Annotated in this window: 28 protein-coding genes; 12 read left to right on the forward strand and 16 right to left on the reverse strand. The window is 63.6% G+C overall.

Annotation, left to right across the window (positions count from 1 at the left end; translation table 11 throughout):
* Positions 1-213: 213 nt before the first annotated feature.
* From ACN9MU_RS26895 to ACN9MU_RS26930, 8 genes are all read right to left on the reverse strand, one after another.
* The gene (locus ACN9MU_RS26895; RefSeq protein ID WP_426343700.1) at positions 214-1,032 is read right to left on the reverse strand and encodes a sterol desaturase family protein; all 819 of its coding nucleotides are present in this window, start codon (positions 1,030-1,032) and stop codon (positions 214-216) included.
* 14 nt (positions 1,033-1,046) lie between these two features.
* Positions 1,047-1,832, reverse strand: coding sequence for a PEP-CTERM sorting domain-containing protein (locus ACN9MU_RS26900; protein WP_426343701.1), 786 nt, complete (start codon positions 1,830-1,832; stop codon positions 1,047-1,049).
* A 172-nt stretch (positions 1,833-2,004) separates the two neighbouring features.
* Entirely contained in the window at positions 2,005-2,136 is a 132-nt protein-coding gene (locus ACN9MU_RS26905; protein WP_426343702.1) for a hypothetical protein, read from the reverse strand.
* Between the two features lie 7 nt (positions 2,137-2,143).
* A complete protein-coding gene (locus ACN9MU_RS26910; protein WP_426343703.1) occupies positions 2,144-3,118 on the reverse strand; it encodes a quinone oxidoreductase family protein in 975 nt (324 codons plus the stop codon).
* An 11-nt stretch (positions 3,119-3,129) separates the two neighbouring features.
* The gene (locus ACN9MU_RS26915) at positions 3,130-4,713 is read right to left on the reverse strand and encodes an alpha/beta hydrolase family protein (RefSeq protein WP_426343704.1); all 1,584 of its coding nucleotides are present in this window, start codon (positions 4,711-4,713) and stop codon (positions 3,130-3,132) included.
* Positions 4,714-4,778: 65 nt separating this feature from the next.
* Entirely contained in the window at positions 4,779-5,177 is a 399-nt protein-coding gene (locus ACN9MU_RS26920) for a methylglyoxal synthase (protein ID WP_426343705.1), read from the reverse strand.
* The gene (locus ACN9MU_RS26925) at positions 5,174-6,097 is read right to left on the reverse strand and encodes a DMT family transporter (RefSeq protein WP_426164457.1); all 924 of its coding nucleotides are present in this window, start codon (positions 6,095-6,097) and stop codon (positions 5,174-5,176) included. The genes ACN9MU_RS26920 and ACN9MU_RS26925 overlap by 4 nt, the downstream gene beginning before the upstream one ends.
* Before the next feature lie 156 nt (positions 6,098-6,253).
* A complete protein-coding gene (locus ACN9MU_RS26930) occupies positions 6,254-8,749 on the reverse strand; it encodes an alkaline phosphatase D family protein (RefSeq protein WP_426343706.1) in 2,496 nt (831 codons plus the stop codon).
* 197 nt (positions 8,750-8,946) lie between these two features.
* Here ACN9MU_RS26930 and ACN9MU_RS26935 point away from each other — a divergent pair, with 197 nt between their 5' ends.
* The 8 genes from ACN9MU_RS26935 (at position 8,947) to rng (ending at position 15,912) form a co-directional block, all read left to right on the forward strand.
* The gene (locus ACN9MU_RS26935) at positions 8,947-9,672 is read left to right on the forward strand and encodes a YebC/PmpR family DNA-binding transcriptional regulator (protein ID WP_426319132.1); all 726 of its coding nucleotides are present in this window, start codon (positions 8,947-8,949) and stop codon (positions 9,670-9,672) included.
* A gap of 5 nt (positions 9,673-9,677) precedes the next feature.
* Complete coding sequence (purD, locus tag ACN9MU_RS26940) at positions 9,678-10,949, forward strand: phosphoribosylamine--glycine ligase (RefSeq protein WP_426164464.1); 1,272 nt, start codon at positions 9,678-9,680, stop codon at positions 10,947-10,949.
* 123 nt (positions 10,950-11,072) lie between these two features.
* Positions 11,073-11,984 (forward strand): oxygen-dependent coproporphyrinogen oxidase, encoded by a 912-nt coding sequence (gene hemF, locus ACN9MU_RS26945; RefSeq protein WP_426319133.1) that lies wholly within the window; start codon positions 11,073-11,075, stop codon positions 11,982-11,984.
* A complete protein-coding gene (locus ACN9MU_RS26950) occupies positions 11,981-12,628 on the forward strand; it encodes a nicotinate-nucleotide adenylyltransferase (protein WP_426164468.1) in 648 nt (215 codons plus the stop codon). The genes hemF and ACN9MU_RS26950 overlap by 4 nt, the downstream gene beginning before the upstream one ends.
* A 3-nt stretch (positions 12,629-12,631) precedes the next feature.
* Entirely contained in the window at positions 12,632-13,339 is a 708-nt protein-coding gene (gene rsfS, locus ACN9MU_RS26955; protein ID WP_426164470.1) for a ribosome silencing factor, read from the forward strand.
* Entirely contained in the window at positions 13,340-13,810 is a 471-nt protein-coding gene (rlmH, locus tag ACN9MU_RS26960; protein WP_426164472.1) for a 23S rRNA (pseudouridine(1915)-N(3))-methyltransferase RlmH, read from the forward strand. It begins immediately after the preceding gene.
* A gap of 15 nt (positions 13,811-13,825) precedes the next feature.
* Complete coding sequence (locus ACN9MU_RS26965) at positions 13,826-14,446, forward strand: Maf family protein (RefSeq protein ID WP_426164474.1); 621 nt, start codon at positions 13,826-13,828, stop codon at positions 14,444-14,446.
* Complete coding sequence (gene rng, locus ACN9MU_RS26970; protein WP_426164476.1) at positions 14,446-15,912, forward strand: ribonuclease G; 1,467 nt, start codon at positions 14,446-14,448, stop codon at positions 15,910-15,912. The genes ACN9MU_RS26965 and rng overlap by 1 nt, the downstream gene beginning before the upstream one ends.
* Before the next feature lie 16 nt (positions 15,913-15,928).
* On the opposite strand, the gene ACN9MU_RS26975 is transcribed toward rng, so the two are convergent.
* The 3 genes from ACN9MU_RS26975 to ACN9MU_RS26985 are packed head-to-tail and all read right to left on the reverse strand — an operon-like array spanning position 15,929 to position 18,688.
* On the reverse strand, positions 15,929-16,687 hold the full coding sequence (locus ACN9MU_RS26975) for a hypothetical protein (protein WP_426319136.1): 759 nt from the start codon (positions 16,685-16,687) through the stop codon (positions 15,929-15,931).
* Positions 16,688-16,741: 54 nt separating this feature from the next.
* A complete protein-coding gene (locus ACN9MU_RS26980; protein ID WP_426319137.1) occupies positions 16,742-17,425 on the reverse strand; it encodes an alpha/beta fold hydrolase in 684 nt (227 codons plus the stop codon).
* 51 nt (positions 17,426-17,476) lie between these two features.
* Complete coding sequence (locus ACN9MU_RS26985) at positions 17,477-18,688, reverse strand: YncE family protein (RefSeq protein WP_426339532.1); 1,212 nt, start codon at positions 18,686-18,688, stop codon at positions 17,477-17,479.
* A 28-nt stretch (positions 18,689-18,716) separates the two neighbouring features.
* On the opposite strand from ACN9MU_RS26985, the gene ACN9MU_RS26990 reads away from it, so the two are divergent.
* Positions 18,717-19,067, forward strand: a complete 351-nt coding sequence (locus ACN9MU_RS26990) for a hypothetical protein (RefSeq protein ID WP_426164484.1) — start codon at positions 18,717-18,719, stop codon at positions 19,065-19,067.
* Complete coding sequence (locus ACN9MU_RS26995; RefSeq protein ID WP_426336369.1) at positions 19,064-20,401, forward strand: hypothetical protein; 1,338 nt, start codon at positions 19,064-19,066, stop codon at positions 20,399-20,401. Before ACN9MU_RS26990 ends, ACN9MU_RS26995 begins: the two co-directional genes overlap by 4 nt.
* On the opposite strand, the gene waaF is transcribed toward ACN9MU_RS26995, so the two are convergent.
* On the reverse strand, positions 20,391-21,410 hold the full coding sequence (gene waaF / locus ACN9MU_RS27000; protein WP_426336370.1) for a lipopolysaccharide heptosyltransferase II: 1,020 nt from the start codon (positions 21,408-21,410) through the stop codon (positions 20,391-20,393). The genes ACN9MU_RS26995 and waaF overlap by 11 nt on opposite strands.
* A gap of 108 nt (positions 21,411-21,518) precedes the next feature.
* Between waaF and ACN9MU_RS27005 the strand changes: the two genes are divergently transcribed.
* The gene (locus tag ACN9MU_RS27005) at positions 21,519-22,352 is read left to right on the forward strand and encodes a glycosyltransferase family 2 protein (protein ID WP_426336371.1); all 834 of its coding nucleotides are present in this window, start codon (positions 21,519-21,521) and stop codon (positions 22,350-22,352) included.
* A gap of 9 nt (positions 22,353-22,361) precedes the next feature.
* Here ACN9MU_RS27005 and ACN9MU_RS27010 read toward each other — a convergent pair whose 3' ends face one another.
* Together ACN9MU_RS27010 and ACN9MU_RS27015 are read right to left on the reverse strand one after the other, a co-directional pair.
* Positions 22,362-22,961: a response regulator transcription factor gene (locus ACN9MU_RS27010; protein ID WP_426336372.1), complete on the reverse strand. Its 600-nt coding sequence runs from the start codon at positions 22,959-22,961 to the stop codon at positions 22,362-22,364.
* Between the two features lie 2 nt (positions 22,962-22,963).
* Complete coding sequence (locus tag ACN9MU_RS27015; RefSeq protein WP_426164494.1) at positions 22,964-24,523, reverse strand: ATP-binding protein; 1,560 nt, start codon at positions 24,521-24,523, stop codon at positions 22,964-22,966.
* Positions 24,524-24,683: 160 nt separating this feature from the next.
* Here ACN9MU_RS27015 and ACN9MU_RS27020 point away from each other — a divergent pair, with 160 nt between their 5' ends.
* Positions 24,684-24,914, forward strand: a complete 231-nt coding sequence (locus tag ACN9MU_RS27020; RefSeq protein ID WP_426172307.1) for a DUF6139 family protein — start codon at positions 24,684-24,686, stop codon at positions 24,912-24,914.
* A gap of 76 nt (positions 24,915-24,990) precedes the next feature.
* On the opposite strand, the gene ACN9MU_RS27025 is transcribed toward ACN9MU_RS27020, so the two are convergent.
* Together ACN9MU_RS27025 and ACN9MU_RS27030 are read right to left on the reverse strand one after the other, a co-directional pair.
* Positions 24,991-25,248 (reverse strand): KTSC domain-containing protein, encoded by a 258-nt coding sequence (locus ACN9MU_RS27025; RefSeq protein WP_426343707.1) that lies wholly within the window; start codon positions 25,246-25,248, stop codon positions 24,991-24,993.
* Positions 25,249-25,266: 18 nt separating this feature from the next.
* Positions 25,267-26,481, reverse strand: coding sequence for a hypothetical protein (locus ACN9MU_RS27030; protein ID WP_426319144.1), 1,215 nt, complete (start codon positions 26,479-26,481; stop codon positions 25,267-25,269).
* Between the last annotated feature and the right edge of the window lies 1 nt (position 26,482).

The raw sequence follows: 26,482 nt of genomic DNA on the forward strand, positions 1-26,482 counted from the left end.
TTTTATGCAAGGCTGAAGAGGGATCAAGGCTGAAGCCTGGCGCGGCCGCGGCTGACGCAGGCAACGCAGGCGCGGGAGCAGCCAGGACCAGCGCCAACGACAGCCACCAGCCGGCAAACAGCCCAAGGACTTGCAGGGTTAAGCGACGGCGCCCGGTCATCGCTTCAGCCTGCGCCAGTTCGGTGGAATTTCTTGGTAAGGCATTTTGACAAATCAACTTTCAGTTCGGTCTGACGTGACGGCCGGCATGGCCGGCGAAAACGGTGCGGCGAGTTGCCCGCCTAGCTGGCTGGAAACGGCGGTATCGCTACCATATTCCGCCGGCCAGTGGCCCGGAAGGTAGTGGGTGCCGAATACCCGGTCCAGCAGCGGCAGCATGGCGGCAAAATTGCGGTCGACATGGTTATGGCGCGTATGGTGCCAATGGTGGAAGGCCGGACTCGACAGCAGCCACTCCAGCGGCCCCAGGCGCACCCGGATATTCGAATGGATGAAAAAGCCCCACACGCTGCCAACCAGGATTACCGCGACCGGCGTCGCGCTGGCCGCGCCTGGGCCTGCCAGTCCGAGCACGTAGAGGGGCAGCAGGCTGCACAGCCGCGTGAACAGCAAATCGACCGGATGCGCGCGCGTATTGGTCAGGAAGTAGACGTGGGCAGCGCTATGGTGCACCGCGTGAAAGCGCCACAGCAGCGGCCAGCGGTGGGCCAGGCGGTGCGACCAGTAGGCCCCGACGTCACCGACCAGCAGTGCCAGCGGCAGGCGCAGCGCGAGCGGCAAAGCCGCCAGCGTCTCCGGCACCGCGACTGGTACCAGTGCGCGCGACAATTGCGCAACGAGCGCCAGCGGCACCGCCAGCACCAGCATCGGCAGCATGCTGTTGGCAAAATAATAGAACAGGTCCGGCCAGCGCTGGCGCTCGCCGGGCTGCGCCTGGCGCACGGCGAGATAGCGTTCCAGCGGCAGAAAGATGGCGCACAGCACGCACAGCCACACTGCCAGCCGCAGGACCTGTTCAGCCAAGGCTGTCACGGCAGGGCTTCAGCTCAAGGCTGGCGACGACGGCGCAGCGCCAGTGCCAGCAGTCCGAGTCCGGTCAGCATGACCAGCAGGCTGGCAGGCTCCGGCACTTCGGCAGGCGGGGTACCGTTGTCCGGCGTGTCGATGGCAAACAGGGAAACGCCGTCAAGCAGGGAAAACGGCGGGTGGCCTTCCGGCGTTCCGGCGGCCAGGAAGGACAGCAAGCTGCCGCTGGACTTGGCGGTAAACGTGAACGCCTCCTGCATCCAGCCGCTCGATGCCTGGCTCTGGTTGTTGTAGGTGGCGGTTTCGAAGGTGTTGCCGTCGATGCTCACGCTCCATTTTTCGCTGGTCTCGCCAAAGAAGCCCCACTGCTGGGCAGCCGCCCATTCGAACCGCAGCATATACGTGGTGCCGATTTCCAGGTCGCTGATCGCCTGCTGGATGGCGACCACGCCGTAGGCGCCGTCGGCGGCGATGAAGTTGCCGCCGTTGGCGCTGCTTGCCAGCGCGTTGGCGCCGCCGTTATTGGCGCCCCACAATTTCAGGGGAACGTCGTTCTGGCCAACGAACCAGGACACGGCACCGGTGGTGTCTGCGGTTCCGGAAGCAAAGACAAAATTGTATCCGCCGGGCGCAGACCAGCCAGACACGGAGGTATTGAAGTCCACCTGGCCATTGCCATTGGAAGTCAGTTCAAAGCCGCCGTTTTGTACCAGGTTGACCGGACCGGCGTGGGCGGCCGCCACCAGCAGCAAGGCCGCCACGGCCGTGAAACTTTGCAATACTTTGCCCAACATTGCGTTCTTCATAATTCTTCCTTGAAATTCAAATGTCCCGGCGGAACGCAAGCAAGAATTATGCCAAACTCAATAACTCATCAGTAAACTATTGACCGCAATGGCAATTACTCCATGGTAATGCCAATTATGTGAATGGCAAAGTTCCTTAGTGTAAAGAAATTCGACATCGAGTATTTGAAGTTCAGCGGTAATAGGCTTCGCTGGCAAGCGTGATGAAACCGATCAAGGCTACGGCACTCAGCAGGACGATCAGCAGGCGTCCAAATTTCGGGGTACCGTCGTCATCGTCGGCTGGGCGGTTCTGGTCGGTCATAGCGATATCAAGGCAAGAGGATGGTGGAACCCGTGGTGCGGCGCGCCTCAAGGTCGCGGTGCGCCTGCCCTACGTCAGCCAGATTATACCGCTGCTTGATTTCGATCTTCACGTCGCCACGCGCCACCACGTCGAACAACGATTGCGCGCAAGACTCGAGGTCAGCACGCGTCGCCGTGTAATTGCCCAGCGCTGGCCGTGTCAGGAACAGGGAGCCGCGCGAGGCCAGTTCGCCCAGAGAGAAATTGGCGACCGGCCCGGACGCATTGCCGAAACTGACCATCATGCCGCGCGGGCGCAGGCAATCGAGCGAACCGATAAAGGTGTCCTTGCCGATCGAATCGAACACCGTGGAGACGCCTTTGCCGCCGGTGATCTCGCGCACCCGCTCAGTGAAATTTTCCGTGTTGTAGTTGATTGCGTGGGCGGCGCCATGTTGCAGCGCCAGCGCCACCTTTTCGTCCGAACCGGCGGTGCCGATCAGGTTCACCCCCAAGGCACGCGCCCACTGGCAAGCGATCAGGCCCACGCCTCCGGCCGCCGCATGGAACAGAATCGTGTCGCCCGCCTTAAGCGGCGTCGCGCTGTGGAACAGGTATTGCACCGTCATCCCTTGCAGCATCATGGCCGCCGCGGTATCGCTGCCGATAGAATCGGGCAGCTTCACCAGCAGGCTGGCGGGCATATTGCGCGCCTGCGCGTAGGCGCCATTCGGACGGCCGGCATAGGCCACCCGGTCGCCCACACGCACATGGCTTACGCCCTCGCCCACCGCCTCCACCACGCCGGCGCCTTCCTGTCCGAGCCCGCCCGGCAGCGGCTGCGGATACAGGCCGGTGCGGAAGTACACATCGATAAAGTTAAGGCCGATCGCCTCGTGCCGCACCGTCGCTTCGCCGGGGCCGGGCGCCCCTGTTTCGACATCGACGTATTCCATCACTTCCGGCCCGCCGGTGCGGGACATGCGTATCGCCTTGACCATTCAATACTCCTCTAGTGTGTGATAAAGCCGCGCTCGCGCAGCCATTGCGTCATGCGCGGATAGTGTTCGCGCGCCCAGTGCGTGGAATTGATATATGCGCTGCCCCCATCGAGATCCGTTTCCCACAAGCCGTGCGCGGCGCGCGGCAGCATCCAGACCTGGTGGTCCTTGTGGCCGCTCGCATCCAGCGTCTGCCGGAACAATTCCGCACTCTTATGCACGGGAACGAAGGCGTCCTTCTCGCCGAGGATGTACACCACGGGCGCCTCCAGTTTCTTCAGGTCCGGCAGCGGATCGTAGCTGTAAAAGGCCGTGCTGGTCTCGCTCGGTTTCTCCTTCAAGGTATCCGGCACAATTTCGACCTGGCTGGCCCAGCGCGCATTCTCGCCGGCGCGCGCCGCGGCCAGCAATTCGGCCCTATTCGCGCCGCGGCTGGTCACCCAGCGCATCAGCTTTTCCTGGTAGGCGGCGCCGGCCCTCACTTCGTCTTCGCTGAAGCCTTGCGCACGCAGCGAGTTCTCGATGCGGTACACCTCCTGCTCGGCAGGCGGCACGGCCGACGCGGCTTGGGCAATCACGAAGGCGACCTTTTGCGAACGTACCGCCGCCAGCGGCGCCAGCCAGCCGCCCTGGCTGTGGCCCCAGGTGCCGATCGCGCCGGCCTTGATGTCGCTGCGCTTGCCGAGCAGCTCGATACCTGCGATGGCATCGTCGGCCAACTGCTCCATGGTGGCCTTGTTGAATTCACCGGTGGATTTTCCGACGCCGCGCTTGTCGTACATCAGCGCGGCCATGCCGTGGGCCGCGAAGTAATAGGCTTGCAGCGCATAGGCGCCGCGCGGGGCGGGGCTCGACATCTGCGTCAGCACGATGGCCGGGAACGGCCCCTTCCCTTCCGGCAGCACCAGCGTGCCGGACAGGGTGACGTCGCCATTCCTGAACGTGACTTCTTCCGAACGGAATTGCAGGCGCCGGCCGGCCTCTTTCTTGCCGGCCTGCTGCCAGGTCATCTTGCCGCCATCGAAGCGCATCGTGGTTTCGCGCACCGCGGGATTCAGGTTGCCGGCGCCGGCGTAATACACGTTCTCGCTTTCGGCGAACATGGAAGCGTAGCGGCCCGTGCTCATATCGGTGTAGAACATTTGCGGGAAGTCGCCCCATTCCGACAGCACGACGATGCGCTTGCCAGGGAATTCGTAGGCGCCCAGCAGCGGCTGGTGACGGGCTGGATCATCGGCCAGGGTGCGGCGGAAAGCAAATTGGCCCTCCTTCCCGTTCAGGCTCACTTTGCCGGCCAGCAGGTCGCCTTGCAGCTTCCCGTCAAACTGCAGCACGCCGTCCGGGCCGGGCAGGTTGAAGCGCACCTGCCTATCCTGCTGCGCGACGGCGTCCAGGGGCAGGCCTTTTTTCTCGAAGGCGGGCATGTCGACAGTGGCCTTGCCATCCGCGCCAAAGTGCGGCCGCAGGAAATTGAAATCATTGCCGACGCCGTAGGTGCCGACCCAATGGCCGGCCAGTGAGGACGCTGCGGCATGCGCAGCGAATGTGGCCGATGCGGCAGCAATGGCGGCGATCGCGCCAAGGATGGATTTCATGCAGGCTCTCCTCTATCTTGTAATGAGGGCGCTACATTGCCAGCCCGCGCGGCGCCGGCCAAGAATCATGCGACAGGCTGCGATTTTGCGGCATCAGCCTGCAGTTGCGACAGCACCAGGTGGGCGCTTGCCAAATTGGTAGCGCAAGCAACGTTGTGCACGTCGCAGGCGCGCACCAGTGCATTGATATCCGGCTCGTGCGGCTGTGGCGTCATCGGGTCGCGCAGGAAGATGATGGCATCGATATGGCCATCTACCAGCAGGGAGCCGATCTGCAGGTCGCCGCCCAGCGGGCCGGAGTGCTTGCGCTCCACGGTCAGGCCCACTTCTGCAATCAGGCGGCCGCCCGTGGTACCGGTCGCGCACAGCTTGCAGGTGCGCAGGAAGGCAGCGTACTCGCGGGCCAGCGCGATCATGTCGTCTTTTTTCTTGTCGTGGGCAATCAGGGCAATGCGGGGCGTCATTTCTCTTTACCTTTCACTTTCGACAGCAGATAGATACCGGCCAGCACCAGGACCGTTCCCGCCAGTTGCCAGCTGGTGACAGGTTCGGACAGGATGACGGCGCCAAAGAACAGGGTGGAGACAGGACCGATCATGCCTGCCAGCGAAGCGGGACCGGCGCCAATGCGCTGCACCGCGATCATGGTCATAAATACCGGCATCACCGTGCACAGGATGCCGTTCACCAGCGACAGGCCGTACACCTCCATCGGCTGCACCAGCAGTCCAGCAGGCCGCAGGATAAAGAACTGGCCGATGCAGGCGGCGCTCGACACGCACATGGCGTACGACACCAGACGCAGCGAGCCAAGGCGCTTGACCATTTCGCCGGAGCCCAGCAGGTACAGCGCGTAGGCCAGCGCGGAACCCAGCACCAGCAGCGAACCCAGGGCCACGTTGCTGCCGCCATCGCGCAGGTCGTGGAAGAACACCAGCACAATGCCGGCGTAGGCAGTCAGCAGCGAAAGCCACTGGCTGCGGCCGATATGCTTCTTCAGCCATAGCGCGGAACCCAGCAGCACGAAGGTCGGCGTCAGGAACAGGATCAGCCGCTCAAGGCCGACGGTAATGTATTGCAGGCCGAGGAAATCAAGATAGGACGAAAGATAGTAGCCAACCATGCCAAGGCCGATCAGGCGCCAGGCATCGGCGCGGCTCAAAGGCGGATCGGTGCGCATCTTCCACAGTGCGATGGCGGCGAAGACAGGCAGCGAGAACAGCATGCGGAAGGCGATCACCGTGACCGCGTCGAGGTGGTAGCGGTACAGCAGCTTGGCCACGATGGCCTTGGTGGAAAACAGGACGGCGCCGCCGATAGCAATCGCCAGCCCTCCCAGGTAGGCGGCGCGTTTGCCCTGCGGTTCCGATGTGGCTATTTCCATGCCACCATTGTAGCGGCAAGCCGCCAGGCTTGCTGGCGGCCCGTTAAAGCCGGCAAGTCAGTGCCTGACCCGCAGGGTCAGGCACTGGTCTGCGGCGGCCGCATGCAGGTGCCCGACCCTGCGGGTCGGGCACCGTTGTGCCGGTTTTGACGGCGTTTATGACACGACCACGGCCGCCTGGCCAGCGGTGACGGTGGCGGTCGTGACCTTGGCGATCACGGTCGCGGGCGCATTGCCGCCAACCAGCTTGTTCACCTGCTTGAACTGGGCCACCAGTGAGCCCGGGGTCAGGGTCACCACGGTAAAGCCCTGCGCATCGGTGTTCACGTGACGCAGCCATGGGTTGCTGTTCAGGCTGGACAGCTGCTGCGCCAGGCCGACCAGGGTAGCGAAGTTGGAGTCGGCCTTGATAGCCGACAGCACGGCATCCATGGTGGCGTCCAGGACGGCCTCCGGCACGCCTTTCGCGCCAAGCGCGCCGCGCAACTGGATCATCAGCGAAGTCGCCAGGGAATCGGCGGTCGGCGACACCTTGCCCATCGTGTAGTCCAGCAGGTTGACGTTCAGCGCGATGGTGCCGACGTTCGGCACCGGCACGGACAGCGGCAGGGACACCAGCGTGCCCAGGCTGCCAAGGCTCGCCGAAGCTTCGCGCAGGTAGGTGAAGAAGGAATCGGAGCTGACGCCGGCCGATACCAGGTCCACCATCACCGGCGTGCCGCCGCCCGCCGCGTCGTAATCGTCATTCACTGTGCCGGCGAAGAAGGAATGGATGTCGCCGGTCAGCGCCACCACGTTGCCGATGCCGTTGGTCTTCAGGTGCGCCATCAGGTTCTTGCGTTCGGCGTTATAGCCGTCCCACTGGTCGCAGTTGATCAGGAACTTGCGGAAATAAGGCGCCAGCGCGGCGGCCTGGCCCGATGCAAGCACAAACACCGATGCTGCGCCCTTGGCCTGCACATCCGGCTTGATGTAGCCGATCGCGATGCCTTGCGCGGCTGCGGTAGCCTGGGCAACAGCGTTGCCACCCGACTTGGCCGAGTTTTCCGCCTGGCCGAATGCCAGCACCGCCACGCTGGCCTGGGTCGAGTTCAGCCCGGCGCCGACGGCAGCCGTCAGGCGCGCGCTGGTATCGCCGCCTCCGGCCGCTGAAGTGGCGATCGCAGTCGCCGCCGCAGCAGCCACGGAAACCGAAGCACCAGCGGTCATGGCGCCGACAATCGCGCTGGCAACCGGCACATTGCCGCCGGTCGAGGTAGCAGCCGTGGTGCCGATGTCGGTGGCCAGCTTGGCGACAGCCTGCAGCGCCACCAGGGTGGCGATGGCGTCAGTGCCGCTCAGGCCCATGCGCAGCAGCGACACTTCATTGCCCCACAGTTTCCAGGTCGAGGTGGAAGCCTTCATGGTGTTCTTCCACCAGTCGCGCTGTGTGGCGCCCAGCATGCTGATGGCGACCAATGGATCGGAGCCGCCCACGGCAGCCACTTTCTGCGCTTCGGCGGCGCTGTACAGGTCCTGCGCCACCAGGTAGCGCGCGCCGATGCTGCCCAGCGGCTGGCCTGTGGCCGGATTGGCCATCTGCTCCGGCACCACGTGGTCGGCGCGATACAGGCGTTCGTCGGTCATCACCAGTTGCATCAATTTACCGAACTGGAAATCACGGTAGATCTTGATGTTCTGGAAGCCGGTGGCCGCACTGTCCAGCGTGACGTCGGCCGGCATGAACTCGAACCAGGCCTGATTGGCGCTGCGGCGGCGGTTGGTGTCGTGCTTTTCGCCTTCCGAATAGGTCTGGGTATCGCCCCAGGAATCGTCGCTGAACTCGTGGTCATCCCAGATCGCGATGAAGGCGAAGCGCTCGTGCACGGCCTGCAGACGGGTGTCGGTACGGTATTTCTTGTACAGGTAGCGGTAGTCGGCCAGGGTGGTCGCGTATTTCGCGCCCGAGCTGCCATTCTTGAAAGTGCCGTCCGGCAGGGTCAGTGCGCCATGACGGGATTCGACCGAGCCAACCTGGAAAGCCTCGCCCACGGTCTCGTAAATGTAGTCGCCGAGGTGGACGATGAAGTCCAGTTTTTCATTTTTGGCAATATGATCCAGGGCGCCCCAATGGTTGATGCTCCAGTCCTGGCAAGTCAGGTAGGCGAACTGCAGCTGCGACACGCTGGCATCGGCTGCCGGCGCGGTCTTGAAGCGGGCCACGTTGGAACGCACGTCGCCGGCTGTGAACTGGTAAAAGTAAACGGTATTCGGCTGCAGGCTGGTGACCTTGTGGCGGATCGTATTATCGAAATCGGCGTTCAGCTCGATCTGCGCATCGACCACCATCGTGCCTTCCAGCGCCTTGTTGCCGCCCAGGGATGCCGTATTGTCGGCCGCGGAGACCTGCACGCGCACCGTTACGCCGCTCCTGACGGTGACGGTGGCCACGTCGTCGAGGGAGGTAGGCACCACGCGGGTCCACAGCATGATGCTGTCAGCGCGCGGGTCGCCGGAGGCTACGCTTTGCGGAAACTTCCAGTTGGCGCCGGTCGCGGGCGGCAAGCCGGGTGCCGGCGGGGTGTAATCGCTGCCGCCGCAGCCCACCAGGCCGCTGGTGGCAGCCGATACAGTAATGAAGCCGCCCAATTTGATAAATTGCCGACGATCCATAAGTCTCCTTCAATATAAAAGTTGTTGTTTTACGATGGTAACTTTACAAGCCGATGAAATGCCCTCGAGGAAAGCTACTAAACATGCCTGCAAGGGGTGCCTTGGCACTTTTGGTCGCGCCGGCGCGACAAATTCATAGAGGTACCGGTATGCTAGAATGTCGCCCTCGATTGCATACCGTCTAAGGAAGATTGAACATGGCTGGACACAGCAAATGGGCCAATATTAAGCATAAAAAGGCTGCAACGGACGCGAAACGCGGCAAAATCTGGACGCGTCTGATCAAGGAAATCACGGTGGCTGCACGCATGGGCGGCGGCGACCTGAACTCCAATCCGCGCCTGCGCCTGGCAGTCGACAAGGCCGCTGACGCCAATATGCCGAAGGACAACGTGAACCGCGCCATTACGCGCGGCACCGGCGGCGGCGACGGCGCCAACTATGAAGAAGTGCGCTATGAAGGCTACGGCATCGGCGGCGCGGCCATCATTGTGGACTGCATGACCGACAACCGCGTGCGTACCGTGGCTGAAGTGCGCCATGCCTTCAACAAATACGGCGGCAATATGGGTACCGAAGGTTCCGTGGCGTTCATGTTCCAGCACACCGGCCAGTTCCTGTTCGCCCCGGGCACCGATGAAGCCAAGCTGATGGACGCCGCGCTGGAAGCCGGCGCCGAAGACGTGGTGACCGACGAAGAAGGCGGCATCGAAGTGCTGTGCGGCCCGCACGATTTCGCCGGCGTGAAGGATGCGCTGGAAGCGGCTGGCTTCAAGGCCGAAGTGGCGGAAGTGATCATGAAGCCTGCCACCGAGACCGTATTCACCGGTGAAGACGCAGCCAGGATGCAAAAGCTGCTGGATGCACTGGAAAACCTGGACGACGTCCAGGAAATCTATACCAACGCTGTCATCGAAGAATAATCCTTATGAAGATCCTGGTAGTCGGCTCGGGTGGCCGTGAACACGCTTTGGCTTGGAAACTGGCGCAGTCGGAACGCGTACAGATGGTCTATGTTGCGCCTGGCAACGGCGGCACCGCGCGCGATGTGCGCCTGGAAAACGTGCCGATCACCGACCTGAACGCGCTGGCCGATTTCGTCGAGCAAGAGCACATCGGCCTGACCGTGGTCGGCCCGGAAGTGCCGCTGGCTGCCGGCATCGTCAACCTGTTCCGCGCGCGCGGCCTGAAAATCTTTGGCCCGACCAAAGAGGCTGCGCAGCTCGAGTCGTCCAAGGATTTCGCCAAGGCCTTCATGAAGCGCCACGGCATCCCGACCGCCGAATACGAAACCTTCGCCGACGCCAAGGCAGCCCACGCGTACGTGGATGCCAAGGGCGCGCCGATCGTCATCAAGGCCGACGGCCTGGCCGCCGGCAAGGGCGTGGTGGTTGCCATGACGCTGGAAGAAGCGCATGGCGCGGTCGACCACATGCTGTCCGATAACGCCTTCGGCGACGCTGGCGCGCGCATCGTGATCGAGGAATTCCTGGCCGGCGAAGAAGCATCCTTCATCGTCATGTGCGACGGCAAGAACGTACTGCCGCTGGCCACCTCGCAAGACCACAAACGCCTGATGGACAACGACCAGGGCCCGAACACCGGCGGCATGGGCGCCTACTCCCCTGCCCCGATCGTGACCCCGGCCATGCATGCGCGCGTGATGCGCGAGATCATCATGCCTACCATCCAGGGCATGGCGAAAGACGGCATCCAGTTCACCGGCTTCCTGTACGCGGGCCTGATGATCGACGCCGCCGGCAACCCGAAAACGCTGGAATTCAACTGCCGCATGGGCGACCCGGAAACCCAGCCTATCATGACGCGCCTGAAGACCGACCTGCTGGGCGTGATGGAATACGCCGTCAACGGTAGCCTGGACCAGGTGGAACTGGAATGGGACCGCCGCACCGCCGTAGGCGTGGTGCTGGCAGCCGCCGGCTACCCTGACGCGCCGCGCAAGGGCGACCACATCCACGGCATTCCGGCTGAAACCCCGGATTCGGTCACTTTCCACGCTGGCACCACCGATGACACGGAGGGCAAGCTGATCACCTCCGGTGGCCGCGTGCTGTGCGTGGTGGGCCTGGGCGACAACGTGAAAATGGCGCAGAAGCAGGCTTACGAAGCGGTCGACAAGATCGGCTTCGAAGGCGTGCAGTTCCGCCGCGATATCGGCTGGCGGGGCTTGAAGCACTAAAACCAGTAAACCGGTGTCAGACCCACAGGGTCCGACACCAGCCGGCGACCGCCGCGTAACGGGGTGTCTGACCCTGCGGGTCAGACACTGGTTTACCGGTTTAAGGAAGAAAGCAAGAAGAAAATGACCGCCCCCAACCCACAAGAAGTCAAAGCCTGGCTCTTAGGCCTGCAAGACCGCATCATCTCCGCCCTGGAGGATGTGGACGGCAAGCCATTCCTGCGCGATGCGTGGGAACGCCCGGAAGGCGGCGGCGGTATCTCGCGCCTGGTCGAAGAAGGCAACGTCTTCGAGCGCGGCGGCTGCAACTTCAGCCACGTGACCGGCGCCAAGCTGCCGCCATCGGCCTCGGCGCACCGTCCGGAGCTGGGCGGCCAGCCATGGGAAGCCATGGGCGTCAGCCTGGTGCTGCACCCGCGCAATCCGTACGCGCCGACAGTGCACATGAACGTGCGCTTCTTCAGCACCAGCACCGCCGACGGCAAGCCGGTCTGGTGGTTCGGCGGCGGCATGGACCTGACGCCCTATTACGGCAACAGGGAAGACGCGAAGCACTTCCACGCCACCTGCCGCGATGCGCTGGCGCCATATGGCGAGAACCTGCACCCGAAATTCAAGAAATGGTGCGACGAGTATTTCTACCTGAAGCACCGCAAGGAAGCGCGCGGCGTGGGCGGCATCTTCTTCGATGACTTCAACGCCCTTGGCTTCGAGAAGAGTTTTGAAATGACCCGCAGCGTGGGCGACGCATTCCTGGCCGCCTACCTGCCGATCGTGAAAGCCCGCAAGGACACGCCCTACGGTGAACGCGAACGCGACTTTCAGGCCTACCGCCGCGGACGTTACGTCGAGTTCAACCTGGTGTTCGACCGCGGCACCCTGTTCGGCCTGCAGTCCGGCGGCCGCACGGAGGCGATCCTGATGTCGATGCCGCCGGTCGTCAAATGGCGCTACGACTGGCACCCGGAAGACGGCAGCCCCGAAGCGGCGCTGACCACCGACTTCCTGCCGCACCGCGACTGGCTGGCCGAGTGAAACGCTGCATCGCACTGCTGGGAGGCAGTTTCGATCCGGTGCACAACGGCCACGTCGCGCTTGGCAAGCAATTTGTCCAGCTGCTGAACGCCGATGCACTGCTCGTCATTCCGGCCCTGCCCTGGCAAAAGGGCGCGCTGGTGGCGACGCCGCAGCAGCGGGTGGACATGCTGACTTTGGCCTTCCAAGGCCTGCCCTGCCCCGTCACGATCGACTGGCAGGAACTGGCGCGCGGCAGCGCCACTTATACGATCGAAACGTTGCGGGCAATCCGCGCCGACGTAGGGCCCGATGTATCGCTGGCCTTCCTGATGGGCGCGGACCAGCTGCAGCGACTGAATACCTGGCACGAATGGCGCAACCTGTTCGACCTGGCCCACTTCTGCGTGGCGGCCAGGCCCGGCTTCGAGCTGGACGACGCCCACGTGCCGGCCGAGGTGGCAGCTGAATTCCAGCGCCGCCTGGCCACGCCGGATCAGGTCAGGAACACCCCGGCGGGCATGACCATGCTGGCGGCTGATTTAGCCGTCGACATCTCGGCCACTGCCATTCGTGCTGCATTACAACGTGGGGATGGGGCGAACTCGCTTCTGCCAGCGGTAGTGCTAGACTATATTGAACAACATAATTTGTATAAGAACTAAATAATGGATATCAAAAAACTGCAATCCATCGTCGTGGACGCCCTGGAAGACGTGAAGGGCCAGGAAATCGTCCTGTTCGACACCACCGGGCTGACCAGCCTCTTCGATCGCATCGCCATCGCTTCCGGTACTTCCAACCGCCAGACCAAGGCACTGGCTGCCTCGGTGCGCGACAAGGTGAAGGAAGCCGGCGGCGACGTGATCGGCATCGAGGGTGAAGATACCGGCGAATGGGTGCTGGTGGACCTGGGCGACATGATCGTCCACATCATGCAGGCGCCGATCCGCGCTTACTACCGCCTGGAAGAAATCTGGGGCGAAAAGCCGGTGAAACTGGGCGCCGCCAAGCGCAAGTCCACCGCCGAAGGCAAGGCTGCAGCGGAAAAAGAGGCTGCGCCGAAGAAATCCGGCCACCTGGCTGCCACCAAGGCTGCCAAAGCCGCCGAAGCCGTGGTCGAGAAGAAAGCAGCGGCCAAGAAGCCTGGCACCGTGAAGGCAACCGCCGCTGCCGGCGCCGTGGCCAAGAAAGCCGCCGCCAAAAAGGCCGCGCCGAAGGTCGTCGCGCCGGAAGGCAAGAAAGTGAAGGTTGCTTCCACCAAGACCGCCGAGGCATCCGCCAAGGCCGCCAAGGAAAAGAAAGCCGCCGCTGCAGCCGCAACGCCGGTCAAGACCGTCATCAAGCGCCTGAAGAAGGCTGCTGCGGCTGAGTAAGTGCAGCTGATCATCGCTGCGGTCGGCCACAAGATGCCGGCCTGGATCGAGAATGGCTTCACCGAATACGTGAAGCGCATGCCGCCGGAACTGCGCATCGTGCTGAAGGAAATCAAGCCCGTTGAGCGTTCCGGCAGCAAGACGGCAGCCACCGCCATGGCCCTGGAAAGGGAGCGTATCGAGGCGGCCCTGCCGAAATCGGTGCGCATCATCGCCCTCGATGAGCGTGGCAAGGACCTGACCAGCGTGGGCCTGTCCCAGCAGCTGGAAGCCTGGCAGCAGGATGGCCGCGATACGGCCTTCCTGATCGGCGGCGCCGACGGCCTCGATCCGGGGCTGAAGGCCAGGGCGGAAGGCATGATTCGCCTGTCCAGCCTGACCCTTCCGCATGGCATGGTACGCGTCATGCTGGCCGAACAGTTGTACAGGGCGTGGACAATAACGCAAAACCACCCTTATCATCGTGTCTAAACCCTAAGGCATACGATGAAACTGGCCGAAAAAAAGATCTACCTGGCTTCCAAGAGTCCACGCCGGCGCGAATTGCTGCGCCAGATCGGCGTGGACTTTGAGTTGCTCCTGCTGCGTAATGACGGCCCGCGCGGGCCGGATGTCAGCGAAGACGTCCATGCCGGCGAAGAGCCGCTGGCCTATGTCGGCCGCGTGGCCCAGGAAAAAGCCGACTTCGCCTGGGACATGATCCAGCGCCGCCGCCTGATCCTGCGCCCCATCCTGGCCGCCGACACCACCGTCACCATCGACGGCGAAATCCTCGGCAAGCCGGCCAATGTGCGCGAAGCCACCGACATGCTGCACAAGCTGTCCGGCCGCACCCACCAGGTCTTGACCTCGGTGGCCGTGCATTCGCAGGATTTTTCCGGCCATATCACCCAGGTCTCCGACGTCCGCTTCGGCAAGCTGACGGAGGCCGAGATCAAGACTTACTGCGCCACCACCGAGCCTTACGACAAGGCCGGCGGCTATGGCATCCAGGGCCTGGCCGCCCTGTTCGTTGAACACATCGAAGGCAGCCACTCCGGCATCATGGGCCTGCCGCTGTACGAAACGGCGCAACTGTTGCGCCAGGCAGGATTGAAACTCCCCTGATGAACGAAGATATCCTCATTAATATCACCCCCCAGGAAACCCGCGTCGCCCTCATCGTCCAGGGCGCCGTGCAGGAACTGCATATCGAGCGCACGCTGACGCGCGGCCTGGCGGGCAACGTCTATTCCGGCAAAGTGGTGCGGGTGCTGCCCGGCATGCAGTCGGCCTTCATCGACATCGGCCTGGAACGCGCAGCCTTCCTGCACGTGGCCGATATCTGGGAAGCCCGCCCGCATGACGGCGCCCAGAACGCGACCCCGACCCCGATCGAAAAACTGCTGTTCGACGGCCAGGTGCTGACCGTGCAGGTGATCAAGGATCCGATCGGCACCAAGGGCGCGCGCCTGTCGACGCAGATCTCGATTGCCGGCCGCATGCTGGTCTACCTGCCCCAGGACGGCCATATCGGCATCTCGCAGAAGATCGAAAAAGAGTCCGACCGCGAAGCGCTGCGCGCGCGCATGCAAGGCCTGCTGCCGGAAGACGAAAAAGGCGGCTACATCGTGCGCACCCAGGCGGAAGACGCCTCGGACAGCGACCTGCAGGCCGACGTCGAATACCTGCGCAAGACCTGGGGCGCGATCTGCCACGGTGCGCGCACCCGCCCGCCCACTTCCCTGCTGCACCAGGACTTGAGCCTGGCGCAGCGCGTGCTGCGCGACTTCGTGCATGACGAGACGGCCACCATCCAGGTCGATTCGCGCGAAAACTTCCTGTCGCTGACGGAGTTCGGCCGCGTCTACACGCCGTCGGTCCTGTCGCGTTTGCAGCACTACACCGGCGAGCGCCCGCTGTTCGACCTGTATGGCGTGGAAGAAGAAATCCACCGCGCCCTGGGCCGCCGCGTCGACCTGAAGTCCGGCGGCTACCTGATCGTCGACCAGACCGAGGCCATGACGACCATTGACGTCAACACCGGCGGCTTCGTCGGCGGCCGCAATTTTGCCGACACCATCTTCAAGACCAACCTGGAAGCCGCGCACGCCATCGCGCGCCAACTGCGCCTGCGCAACCTGGGCGGCATCATCATCCTCGACTTCATCGACATGGAGAACAACGAGCACCGCAACGCCGTGCTCGCGGAGCTGAAGAAGGCCCTGGCCCGCGACCGCACCAAGGTGTCGGTGTCCGGCTTCTCCGCGCTGGGACTGGTGGAGATGACGCGCAAGCGCACGCGCGAATCGCTGGCCCACATCCTGTGCGAGCCCTGCCCCGCCTGCGAAGGCAAAGGCCAGGTCAAGACCTCGCGCACCATCTGCTACGAAATCCTGCGCGAACTGCTGCGCGAAGCCAAGCAGTTCAACCCGCGCGAATTCCGCATCCTCGCCTCGCAGGAAGTAGTCGACCTGTTCCTGGAAGAAGAATCGCAGCATCTGGCGATGCTGGGCGACTTCATTGGCAAGAAGATTTCGCTGCAGGTCGAGACCAGCTACCATCAGGAGCAGTACGACGTTATCCTGATGTGACGAAGACTTACGCCAATTACTTCTCGACTGCCGGCGGCGATGCGGTGACTCTGCCAACACTGAAGTAGCCGTTGAAGCGGCGGTCTTTATCCTCGAAGCCGATGCGTTTGGCCGGCGTGGCGCCGTCCGGTTCATTGCCGTCGAGCGGATTGGCATCGCAATACGGCGCGCAAGCCCATGCCTCGCCCCCAGTGTAGCGCGCGTTCAAGCTGAGAACGTTGTTTGACCTGGCCTGAACATATTGGCCGAATGGGACCGAAGTAAAGCTGTCGCCCTTCCCAGCCGCCAGCTGTGCATGGGTTCCTCCTACCAAGACCAGGTTGTATCCGTTTTCCAGCCGATGCCGCAGGAAATTTTCGCCCATTGCGGCGTTGCTGTCTGCAACTCCCCTTCCCGGTACAAAACCGACCACCGGTACACCTTTCAGCGCGCGGTGCAGTTCCAGCATGGCCAGGCTGGTTCGCCCATCATGCACCCGCCAGCGCGGTGATGACAACAAAGCCGCTTCGTCGATTTCGCCACGCAGGTACTTTGCCGTATGTTCGGTGTCTGCGGCATCAAGCTCCAGGAACACCTTGACCGTCTCTCCGCGGTCGAGGAACTCACGGACGCAGGCGGAGAAGAATGCTGGAATCTCGTTCGTGCCATGGATCTCGCCAAAAATGACAGTCCCCGCCTGCGGCAGGCGCTGTTTCAACGCTGCATGGCAGCTTGCCTGCGCCACCGACGCAAACATCATCCCCACCGCCAGCGCTCCGCTCATCAAGGTACGCATACCTAGCCTCCTGTGAAAGTTGGCGGAGTATAGCGTTAATACTAAGGAAATTTTCTATTGAAAAATCACGGTGATGGCGGTTGCCAGCGACTGCGGCTGCTCGAGCGGAATCAGGTGGCCTGCGTGGGGGATTGTCGCCAGCTTTGCGCCAGGGATGCCCTCGGCCAGTTCGCGCGCTTCTTCGGGCCTGCGCAACTGGTCTCCGGCTGCCGCGACAACCAGGGTCGGACATTGGATGTCGGACAGGCAGGCTGTATCGGCGTCGCGCACAATCAGCGACTGGCGCACGAAGACCTCGCGGCCCAGGCGTTCGCCCATCGCGCGCACCCGCGCCACCAGCGCTTCGTTGGCAACATTGTCGCGATGCAGCGATTGCGCGATGGCGGCGCGGCCCAGTCCACGGAAAGGGCCGAGCGGCGTGGCGCGCGCGGCCCTGGTACGCTGTTCGACCTGCAGCGGCAGATCAGCCCGGCTGGAAGTGGCGACCAGCGCCAGCGCCTGCACGCGGCCGGGCGCGAGACGGACGATTTCGCGCGCGACATATCCGCCCATCGAGAAACCGAGCAAGGTGAATCGCGACGGGCACTTCGCCAGCACGGCCTGCGCCATGGAAGCAATGGAATCGCCTTCGGCCAGGCTGGCGAAATGCAGCGGGAGTTCAGGAGGCAGGAACGGCAGCATGCCATCCCATAAGGCGTCGTCCAGCATATAGCCGGGAATCAGGACCAGCGGTGTCATGCCGCGAGTATACCCCCGGTGCCGGCAGCTGGCACGGCCCCGAGGGCAAGTTCAATGTCCCATCATCTCATTCCACTGCGGCAGCAGCACAATGCTGTTCGGGTTCAAGCCGGCGTTCTTCAGCGTGTCCATGCTGGTGACGACGGTGCCGGACTGCAGGTCAACCACGGTGACCGAACCATCGCTCATGCCCGGCAGGTTGAGCAAGGCATTCTGCACGAAGGCGTATTTGCCGTCCTTGGTAAAGGCCACGTGGTGCGCGCCTTCCGCTGCGGGGATGGACTTGAGCAGCTTTGGCTCGCCGGCCTTGGCTGAAATGTCGAAGACGTGCAGTTGGCCCGGCTTCGCGCTGGTTACGTACATGCGCGTGGCGGCCTTGTTGAAGTAGATCTCAAGCGGTACGCCTGCCTTGGCCTCGGCAAAGTCGTACACCTGCGCCACTTCGAAGTCCTTCTTGTCCTTGTTCCAGCTTGCGGTCCACAGCGTGCCGCCATACATATTGGTGATGTAGGCCACGGCGGGTTTTGCATTCGGCACGAACAGGACTTCGACCGGCGCTTCGCCTGCGGGTGAAGCTTTCCTCGATACCTTGTAGGTGCCCAGCACCTTGCCGGTGCTGGCTTCCACCGCGCTGATCACTTCCCCCGGGTCGCCCAGGTCGGAGGCGCGCACGGTCGACGTGAGCAGGATGCGGTCTGCCGCACCGGAAACGGCCAGCCCATGCGGATATGGCGCCGCCACCTTGATGGTGGAAAGCACCTTGTCGCTATGGGCGTCGCCCACCACCATGGCCTGGCTGCCCATGCAGCTCACATACCAGCGCTTGTGGTCGGGTGAGAAGGCGATATCCTCGCCCACGCTGCAGTCGGGAATGCTGACGGTGGTCATGGCATAGTCCTTCGACTTCATGTCCATCACGCGCAGCTCGGTCTTGCCCAGCGCCGTGATGTAGGCCTTGCTCATGTCGTGGTTGTAGAAGATGTGGTGCGCCACCAGGTCGGCCGGCAGCGGGATGTCCTTGACGATCTTGCCGAAGGCCTTGGAGTTGGGATCGACATCGACAATCGCGATGCCCTCCTTGCGTGACGCCGGCGCCACGGGATTCTTGAGCGCCTTGAGCGACTCGGCGGACTTGCTTTCATAATTCATCATCGCCAGGATTTCGGCGCTGGCCAGGGCGGGGATGCCCAGGGCGACCGCGAGGGGAAGCAGGAAACGGATACGCATGGTCCACTCCTTCTTGTGCAGGGTCAGTCGTTGCATATTACGCCTGCTGGACTAGAATCTCCATATGCGCCTGCCCCGCCAATACTGGCTGTTTGCAACGCTAACGCTGTTGGCAGGGACGCCTGTGTGGTCCGCGCAACAAAGTGCCAGCTTCGAAGTCAGGCAGCAGCGCATTGCCAATCCGGCACCCACCGTGCGCGTGCCGCAGGGCGATACGCTGGTGCTCGAATTACGCAGCGATACAGCGCTCGACCTGCACCTGCATGGCTATGACCGGATGTTGTCGCTCAAGCCCGGCATCCCGGGGCGCCTGCAGCTGCAGGCACAAGCCGCGGGCCGCTTTCCCCTTGCGGCGCATGGCAAGGGGCACCACCACGCGCCGGCGCTGCTTTACGTGGAAGTCATTCCCAGATGAAGCGCTGGCTGCTGGCAGCCATTCCCCTGCCTGCGCTGGCGCACGGATTCGGCCAGCGCTTCGACCTGCCGCTGCCCTTGTGGATGTTCATGGCAGGCGCCGCGGCCACTGTCGCTGTCACCTTCCTCTTGCTGGCGCGCCAGCGCAATATGCAGCCACGCCCCGTTGGGCAAGCTTTCATTTTGCTTCGAAAAGTGCCCCTGGCTGGCGCGCTCGCGACCAGCCTGCGGCTGGCGGTGCTGGCACTGTACCTTCTCGTGCTGTGCGCCGGGTTTGTCGGCACGCAGAACCCCTTTAAGAATATCGCGCCCGCCATGGTCTGGGCCATTTGGTGGGTCGGCATGGCCTTCGTATCGGCCTTGCTGGGCGACCTGTGGGCGCTGGTCAATCCGCTCAATACCCTTTGCCGCTGGACGCTGGGCGACCGCCCCGGCAAGCTGGCCTGGCCCCAATGGGCAGGCGTGTGGCCGGCCGCCCTGCTATTCCTCGCCTTCGTGAACATGGAATTGAACTGGGAGGGCAGCGAGCAGCCGGCCAGCCTGGCGGCCGCCATGCTGGCTTATTCCTGCCTTTCCTGGCTGGGCATGTTCGTGTTCGGGCGGCGCACATGGCTGGCGCATGGCGAGGTGTTTGCCGTGGTCTTCGGCTTGCTGGCGCGCTTTGCGCCCAACCAGGTGCAGGACGGCCGCTGGCAATTGCGTCCTTTCGGCGCCGGACTGCTGGTCGGCGCGCCGCTGGGCTGGTCGCACGTCGTGCTGGTGATGCTGATGCTGGCCTCCGTCAGTTTTGATGGCCTGCTGGAGACCCAACTGTGGCTGGATTTGCAAGCCGCCCTGCCATGGCCGCCCGCCCTGCTGCGCGCCGCCGCGCTATGCCTCTTGCCGGCCTTGTTCCTGCTGGGCTATCTTGCCGTATGCCGTGCCATTGCCTGGTGCGGCGGTGGCGCTTCGCTGGCCGCGACCGCCGGCTGGTACGTGCTGACGCTGGTGCCGATCGCAATTGCCTACCATTTCGCCCACTACCTGTCCTTCCTGGCGATGGCGGGGCAATACCTGATCCCCCTCGCTTCCGATCCGCTCAACCTGGGGTGGGACCTGTTCGGCACGCGCTTCTACTTCATCCGGCTAGGCATCGTGGATGCGCGCATGGTCTGGTACGTGTCGCTGTCCGCCATCGTGGCGGGGCACGTGGCGGCGGTCTGGCTAGGGCACCAGACTGCCTTGCGCCAGTTCGGCACACGCGCCAGCCGCAGCCAGTTGCCGATGCTAGCGCTGATGGTGTCTTACACCTTGCTGAGCCTCTGGATCATTGCCCAGCCGGTGGTCAACGGCTGAGCATTGGCTCCAGCGTTTGCCACACTTGACCGGAACTGATGCCGTGCATGCAGTTCTGATGGCCGAGCGGGCATTCGCGCTGGCGGCATGGCGAGCATTCCAGTCGCAGGGAGATCGAGGCGGCCAGGTCGGAGAATGGCGGCGCGTGATCAGGATCGGTCGGGCCGTAGATGGCGATCACCGGCCGGTTCAGCGCGGAGGCCACATGCAGCAGCCCGGAGTCGTTGCTGACCACAGCCGCAGACCGCGCAATCAAAGCCACGGCATCGGACAGGCTGGTCTTGCCGGCCAGGCTGACCAGGCCGGCAGGGGCGCCGGCTGCAGCAATGACGTCGTCGCAAGTCGGGCCATCCTTGGGCGAACCGAGGAGCGCAACCTGGGCTTGCGGGTCGCGCGCCAGGATATGCTGAGCCAGCTGGCCGAAATGCGCGGGCGGCCAGCGCTTGGCGCCCCCGAACTCGGCGCCGGGTGCAAACACCACCAGCGGGCGCGCCGGGTCCAGGCCGACCTTGGCGCAGGCAGCGGCCATTTGCTCGCTGCTGGCGGCCATGCGCGGCTTGGGCAGGCCGCTGCGCAGCGGCGCTCCCGGCGCGTCGGCCAGGGCGGCGTAGAACGGCACCATCGGCCTCGGCGGCGTGTCGTCATGGTGCATCACGTTGATCAAGCCATAACGGCTTTCTCCCTTGTAGCCGACGCGGCGCGGAATGCCAGCCAGCCAGGGGATCAGGGCGTACTTCAGCGTATTGGGCAGGATATAGGCGTCAGCGTAGCCGCGCTGGCGCAGCAGGCGCGCATAGCGCCAGCGCTCCTTCAACTGCAGTGCGCCATGGCGGAACGGCGTTTCCAGCACTTCGGCCACTTCCGGCATCTGGCGCCAGACCGGCGACACGGCCGGCGGCGCCAGCACGTCGATCGGGCGCTCCGGGTGCAGCGCTTTCAGGCGCTGCAGCAGCGGCTGCGCCATCACGGCATCGCCGATCCAGTTGGGAGAAATCACCAGGGTCCTCACCGGCAGGCCTCCTGTCCGGCGCAATTCGAATCGTGCATCCGGCACTGGTATACTGGCGGATTGGCGTCCGCCAGCAGGACGGCATTTCTTCTTAATCTTTTGGCATCCATGCAACTAGCTTCAACCATCTCGTTAATTATCACCACATACAATCGTCCGGACGCCCTGACGGCCGTGGTGGAGGCCTGTTTTGCGCAGGACGATCAAGATTTCGAGATCATTATCGCCGATGACGGATCGACCAACAACACGCGGGATACCGTGGCCGCCTTGCAGGCGCGCTCCCCGGTGCCGCTGAAGCACGTGTGGCAGGAAGATATCGGTTTTCGCGCGGCGCGCGCGCGCAACCTGGGCATTCTTGCAGCGCAAGGCGAATACATCGTCTTCATCGACGGCGACTGCGTGCCGCAGAAGAACTTCATCTCCAGCCACCGCCGCCTGGCCAGGCGCGGCCATGTGGTGACGGGCAGCCGCGTGCTGCTTAGCGAAGCCTATACGCGTCGACTGCTGGAGCAGCACCTCGACATCCAGCGCCTTGGCCCCTTGGAGAAACTCAAGCTGTACCTGACCGGCGGCGCCAATAAATTCCTGCAGACGATACTGACCTTGCCGGACGTGGGGCGTGAAAGCAAACACTTTACCTGGCGCCGTATCAAGAGCTGCAATATGGCGGCATGGCGCAGCGACCTTGACCTGGTGAACGGCTTCGACGAGAGCTTCACCGGCTGGGGCCACGAAGATTCCGACCTGGTGCTGCGCCTGTTCAACGCGGGCGTGATGCGCAAGAGCGGGGCCTTTGCCACCGAGGTCTATCACCTGTGGCACCGCGAAGCGAAACGCGACCAGGAATCAAGCAACCGCTCGGCGGTGCTGCAGCGGGCAATCGACAAGACCACGCAAGCCGTGGCCGGCCTGCGCGAGCTGCGCGCCAGCGCAACTTAAGCACGCAATTTAGTCGCGTAGCGCGACGCGCACCAGGTCGGCCACGTTATCCACGCCCAGCTTGGCCATCAGGCGCGCCTTGTGGACTTCCACGGTGCGCACGCTGATGTTCAGCTGGGGGGCGATCTCCCGGTTATGGCGTCCCATCACCACCAACTCGAACACTTCGCGCTCACGCGGAGTCAGCTCGGCCAGCAACTGGTCGCGCTGCTGGCGGCGGTCGTGGTCCTGGCGCTGGCGCAACTGCATCGAGAACGCTTCCTCGATGGCCGCAATCAGCTTGTCGTCGTCGAACGGCTTTTCCAGGAAATCGACGGCGCGCGCCTTGAAGGCTTCGCGCGCCGAGCTGACGTCGCCATGGCCGGTCACGATAATCACCGGCAGCAGGCAGTTCATCTCGTTGAGCTTGCGCTGCAAGGCCAGGCCGTCCATGCCGCCCATGCGGATGTCGGCCACCAGGCAGCCGGCCCATTCGGGCAGCCAGGCCTGCAGGAAGGCTTCGGCACTGGCAAAAACGGCGGTGCGATAACCGCGCACGCCCAGCAGCAGGCCAAGGGCATCGCGCAGCGACGGATCATCGTCGACAATGAAAACGGTAAGGTTTGACAAGGCTATTCTCCAGAGTCCAGCGCCGGCAGTATAAAACGAAAGATGCCGTGACCGGCAACTTCTGCCCATAAAGTCCCGCCGTGCGCCTCCACGATGGAGCGGCTCAGCACCAGCCCCAGTCCCATGCCGCTGGCCTTGGTCGATACAAAAGGCTCGAACAGGCGCCCGGCCGCCTGCTGCGTCAGGCCGTCGCCGCTGTCTTCCACCGTGAAGCGCAGCTTGCCGCCGACGTTTTCCGCCATGAGCCGGATGCTGCGCTGTCCTGCGGGACGCATGCGCACCGCATCCAGGGCATTGGCCAGCAGGTTGCGCAAGACCAGCTCCACCTGCAGGCGGTCGACCTGCACCGCCAGCGCCGGCGCCTCGGCGACCGTGACTTGCACCCCATGTTCGGCGAATTGCGGGCCAAACTGCTGCACGATGCCCGCCTGCAGGGCCGCCGCACTGACGGTCTCGAGCTGCATGGCGCCGGTGCGGAAGAAGTCGCGCAGGCGGCGCACCACTTCCGCCGCGCGCGCCGATTCATTGATCATCTGGCCGATGGCGTTCTTCAGCAGGTCGCCCGCCTCGCCGCGCGCCAGCAGGTGCTCGCAGGCCTTGCCGTACACCGCCAGCGCCGTCATCGGTTGGTTCAGCTCATGTGCCAGCGCGGCCGCCATTTCGCCGGCCGCAGCCAGGCGCAGGGTTTGCTTGAGTTCTTCCGCCACCTGGCGCCGTTCGTCGACCACGATGCCGATGAAGAAGCCCACCAGCGCCAGCACGGCATCGAGCACCTGCAGCTCGGTCACGGTGATGTTGTTGGCATGGTTGCCCCTGACCAGGGCCACGATAGCCAGCTGCAGCACGAACACCACCAGGGCCGCGCCATGCACGCCCTGGCGCGAAGCGGCCCAGATCAGCGGCAGGAACAGGAAATAGAAATGCTTGAATTCGGCCGTCATGATGTAGCCGAACACCGCCCACAGCACGAAGATCGCCAGCGCCAGGTAGCCCAGGGTTTCCGGCTTCCAGGTGGCTTCGCCCAAGCGCGCCCGGTCCTGCGGGTTGGCCAGTTTCCACAGCAGCGGCATGCTGACCACGACGCCCACCATGTCGCCGAAGCCGAAGCGCCATACCGCGCGCAGCCAGTCGTCCCACGGCACCAGCCCAAGCCAAGCCAGCAGGCTGATATGGCCGACTGCATTCAGCATGGTGCCGGCTGCAACCATCAGCAGCCAGCGATAGAAGCTGGAGCGCGAACTGAAGATGGCGCCGCCGCCCAGCGCCCGGCGCAGGGCTTCTCCCAGCAGGCCGTAGCCGCACAGCAACCACGCAGCCGTGAGCAGGGTGCCTGCCGGGCCGCCGGGCAGGCCGCGCACCAGGACATCGCCCGCCACCAGGGCCATGAACCACGGCAGCGCGGCGCGCCGCCCATACACCAGCCAGAACACCAGGCCCAGTGCCGTGTCAGGGTTCCACGGCGTGATGTTCAGCCCCAGCAGCGGCTCGACATAGGTGATCCAGTCGAACAGCAGGTAGGTCAGGACAAAACCGGCGGCCGGCAGCAAGAACGGAAAACGCATAAGGCAATTCGCGGGCTTCAGGGAAGTATGTTGATCCAGGTTAATTTTACTGCTTTGCGCTGGCCATGCCGGCAATCTTGCATGGCCACAGCCAGGCAAGCGGAGTAGAATCAAAGCGTTACGCCAGCCTGTGCGTAGGACTAGTTGAAGGGAGATGAAGATGCGCCTGGATATCTATCGTCGTGCCGAACATGACGGCATTTTTTCCTATCTCGCCGTGCCCGAGGGCAAACCCATCCCACAGGAAGCCATCAACACCGACTGGCTGCCAGCCGAGCAATCGCTGGAGGTCGATGATGATGTGCAAGTCCTGCCTGACTACCACATCGACCGGCTGACCCAGCAGATGGGCAGCAAAGGCTACGCCATCACTGCACTGAAAGACATGTAATTGAAAGTCGGGGTCAGGTCTGGCAATCGGACATTTCGCAAGCGAAATGTCCGATTGCCAGACCTGACCCCGACTTTCAATCGAACAGCTCGTCAAGGCCGGCGGGACGCGTTCCCGGCTGCGGCTTGGCGCGCCCTTTGCGGCCGGTGAATTCTTCTTCGATGTTGTCACGGTAGAAGCTCCACGCGCTAGCCGAGGTGGACAGGCGTTGCCAGACGTCGCGGCCCACGCCTTCGTAATCGATGGCGCTGCCGTCGTCGAATTCGACGCGCAGCATGCGCGCGCGCTGGTCATAGCCAATGGCGCGCAGCTTGCCTGCGTTAATGCGTTTCATGTCCATCTCATCGCTCCTTCACAACTGCTTCTCCTGCCTGCGTACTGCGCGCGCGACCAGCTCCCTCGCCTCGGCAAACAGGCCCGGCTGCGCCGCCACGCAATGGGCACGCTCGGCGGCAATGCGCTGCCGGTCCTGCTCCAGGTTCCGCAAGGTCAGCGCCATGCCGAAACCATTGTCCGGTGCATCGGCCAGCATGCGCCGCATCATCTCTTCACCCAGCGCCGGCTTCTGGTGCCCGGCCTCCCAGTACCATTGCGTCGTGCCCTTTTCGCTCGGCCCCGGAATCGCCTCGCAATTGAATTCGCCGAACCCGCTGAAGTCATGCACCACGATGTGCGCCTGCGGATAGCGGGCGCGCGCAGCCTCTGCCTCTTCCAGCACGATACGCTTCCATTCCTCGAAACGCGGCCACATGCCGCTTGCTTCGAATAGCGCCAGCATCTGCGCATGGTAAGCGTACACCATGAGGCGCAGGTCGACGCCCGGATTATCGCTGGCTGCGGCATCGACCAGGGCGCGCAATTCCGCCCGCAGCCCTTCGCGATCCAGGCCTCCCGGCGCTTTCCTCACCAGCGAAGCCGCACTCTCTTCCGCGCGCTGACGGAAGATCTTGTAATAGCCGTCGTAGCGCGCAAACTTGACGTACTGGTTCAGCGGATTCAAGCCGCGCTCGGTCATGGTCTCGGCTTCGCGGTCGCCCTGCATCGTAAAGGTAGTCGCAGCGTCGCGCAAGGCGGCAAGCGAGAACAGGCTCTCCACGCGCCAGCCCAGTTTTCCCGCCCCTGCCACAGGCACCCGGCGCGCTCCGCCACGCTGGCCCGGCGCCAGCAAGGCATCATGGAAATCGACGCCTGCAATCACGCGCGAAGGCCTGATGCCGAAACTGCGCAAATACTGCAACTGCCCGGCCGCCACCATGGTGCCGGTTCCCGCCAGCCCGAGGTTGTAGGCGCTTCCTCCCAGCAGCGGGCTGTCCGGGTCAAAGCCGACTTCCACCCGCGAATTGCCGAGCAGGAACTGGGTGGCCCCCAGGCGCTGGGCAATGGACAATTTGATCTCGTTGCGGAAGTGCTGCGGCACCGGCTTTTCGGCATTCAGGCCCGGCTCGCGCACCAGGCCATACAGGCCGTAGGGGTCGGCCAGCACGACCACGCCGGCCACCAGCACGAGGCCCGCCAGCATGGCCAGGCCAAGCTTGCTCAGGTAACGATGGTGCGAGGCATTGGACATG

This window comes from Pseudoduganella sp. R-32, from assembly GCF_049913245.1.
Lineage (GTDB): Bacteria > Pseudomonadota > Gammaproteobacteria > Burkholderiales > Burkholderiaceae_D > Rugamonas.

Bases quoted from the DNA above. Each gene is read 5' to 3' on its own strand.
- ACN9MU_RS26900 (WP_426343701.1), bottom strand. From the start codon at position 1,832: ATGAAGAACGCAATGTTGGGCAAAGTATTGCAAAGTTTCACGGCCGTG.
- ACN9MU_RS26905 (WP_426343702.1), bottom strand. From the start codon at position 2,136: ATGACCGACCAGAACCGCCCAGCCGACGATGACGACGGTACCCCGAAA.
- ACN9MU_RS26910 (WP_426343703.1), bottom strand. From the start codon at position 3,118: ATGGTCAAGGCGATACGCATGTCCCGCACCGGCGGGCCGGAAGTGATG.
- ACN9MU_RS26915 (WP_426343704.1), bottom strand. From the start codon at position 4,713: ATGAAATCCATCCTTGGCGCGATCGCCGCCATTGCTGCCGCATCGGCC.
- ACN9MU_RS26920 (WP_426343705.1), bottom strand. From the start codon at position 5,177: ATGACGCCCCGCATTGCCCTGATTGCCCACGACAAGAAAAAAGACGAC.
- ACN9MU_RS26925 (WP_426164457.1), bottom strand. From the start codon at position 6,097: ATGGAAATAGCCACATCGGAACCGCAGGGCAAACGCGCCGCCTACCTG.
- ACN9MU_RS26930 (WP_426343706.1), bottom strand. From the start codon at position 8,749: ATGGATCGTCGGCAATTTATCAAATTGGGCGGCTTCATTACTGTATCG.
- ACN9MU_RS26935 (WP_426319132.1), top strand. From the start codon at position 8,947: ATGGCTGGACACAGCAAATGGGCCAATATTAAGCATAAAAAGGCTGCA.
- purD (WP_426164464.1), top strand. From the start codon at position 9,678: ATGAAGATCCTGGTAGTCGGCTCGGGTGGCCGTGAACACGCTTTGGCT.
- hemF (WP_426319133.1), top strand. From the start codon at position 11,073: ATGACCGCCCCCAACCCACAAGAAGTCAAAGCCTGGCTCTTAGGCCTG.
- rsfS (WP_426164470.1), top strand. From the start codon at position 12,632: ATGGATATCAAAAAACTGCAATCCATCGTCGTGGACGCCCTGGAAGAC.
- ACN9MU_RS26965 (WP_426164474.1), top strand. From the start codon at position 13,826: ATGAAACTGGCCGAAAAAAAGATCTACCTGGCTTCCAAGAGTCCACGC.
- rng (WP_426164476.1), top strand. From the start codon at position 14,446: ATGAACGAAGATATCCTCATTAATATCACCCCCCAGGAAACCCGCGTC.
- ACN9MU_RS26975 (WP_426319136.1), bottom strand. From the start codon at position 16,687: ATGCGTACCTTGATGAGCGGAGCGCTGGCGGTGGGGATGATGTTTGCG.
- ACN9MU_RS26980 (WP_426319137.1), bottom strand. From the start codon at position 17,425: ATGACACCGCTGGTCCTGATTCCCGGCTATATGCTGGACGACGCCTTA.
- ACN9MU_RS26985 (WP_426339532.1), bottom strand. From the start codon at position 18,688: ATGCAACGACTGACCCTGCACAAGAAGGAGTGGACCATGCGTATCCGT.
- ACN9MU_RS26990 (WP_426164484.1), top strand. From the start codon at position 18,717: ATGCGCCTGCCCCGCCAATACTGGCTGTTTGCAACGCTAACGCTGTTG.
- ACN9MU_RS26995 (WP_426336369.1), top strand. From the start codon at position 19,064: ATGAAGCGCTGGCTGCTGGCAGCCATTCCCCTGCCTGCGCTGGCGCAC.
- ACN9MU_RS27005 (WP_426336371.1), top strand. From the start codon at position 21,519: ATGCAACTAGCTTCAACCATCTCGTTAATTATCACCACATACAATCGT.
- ACN9MU_RS27015 (WP_426164494.1), bottom strand. From the start codon at position 24,523: ATGCGTTTTCCGTTCTTGCTGCCGGCCGCCGGTTTTGTCCTGACCTAC.
- ACN9MU_RS27020 (WP_426172307.1), top strand. From the start codon at position 24,684: ATGCGCCTGGATATCTATCGTCGTGCCGAACATGACGGCATTTTTTCC.
- ACN9MU_RS27025 (WP_426343707.1), bottom strand. From the start codon at position 25,248: ATGAAACGCATTAACGCAGGCAAGCTGCGCGCCATTGGCTATGACCAG.
- ACN9MU_RS27030 (WP_426319144.1), bottom strand. From the start codon at position 26,481: ATGTCCAATGCCTCGCACCATCGTTACCTGAGCAAGCTTGGCCTGGCC.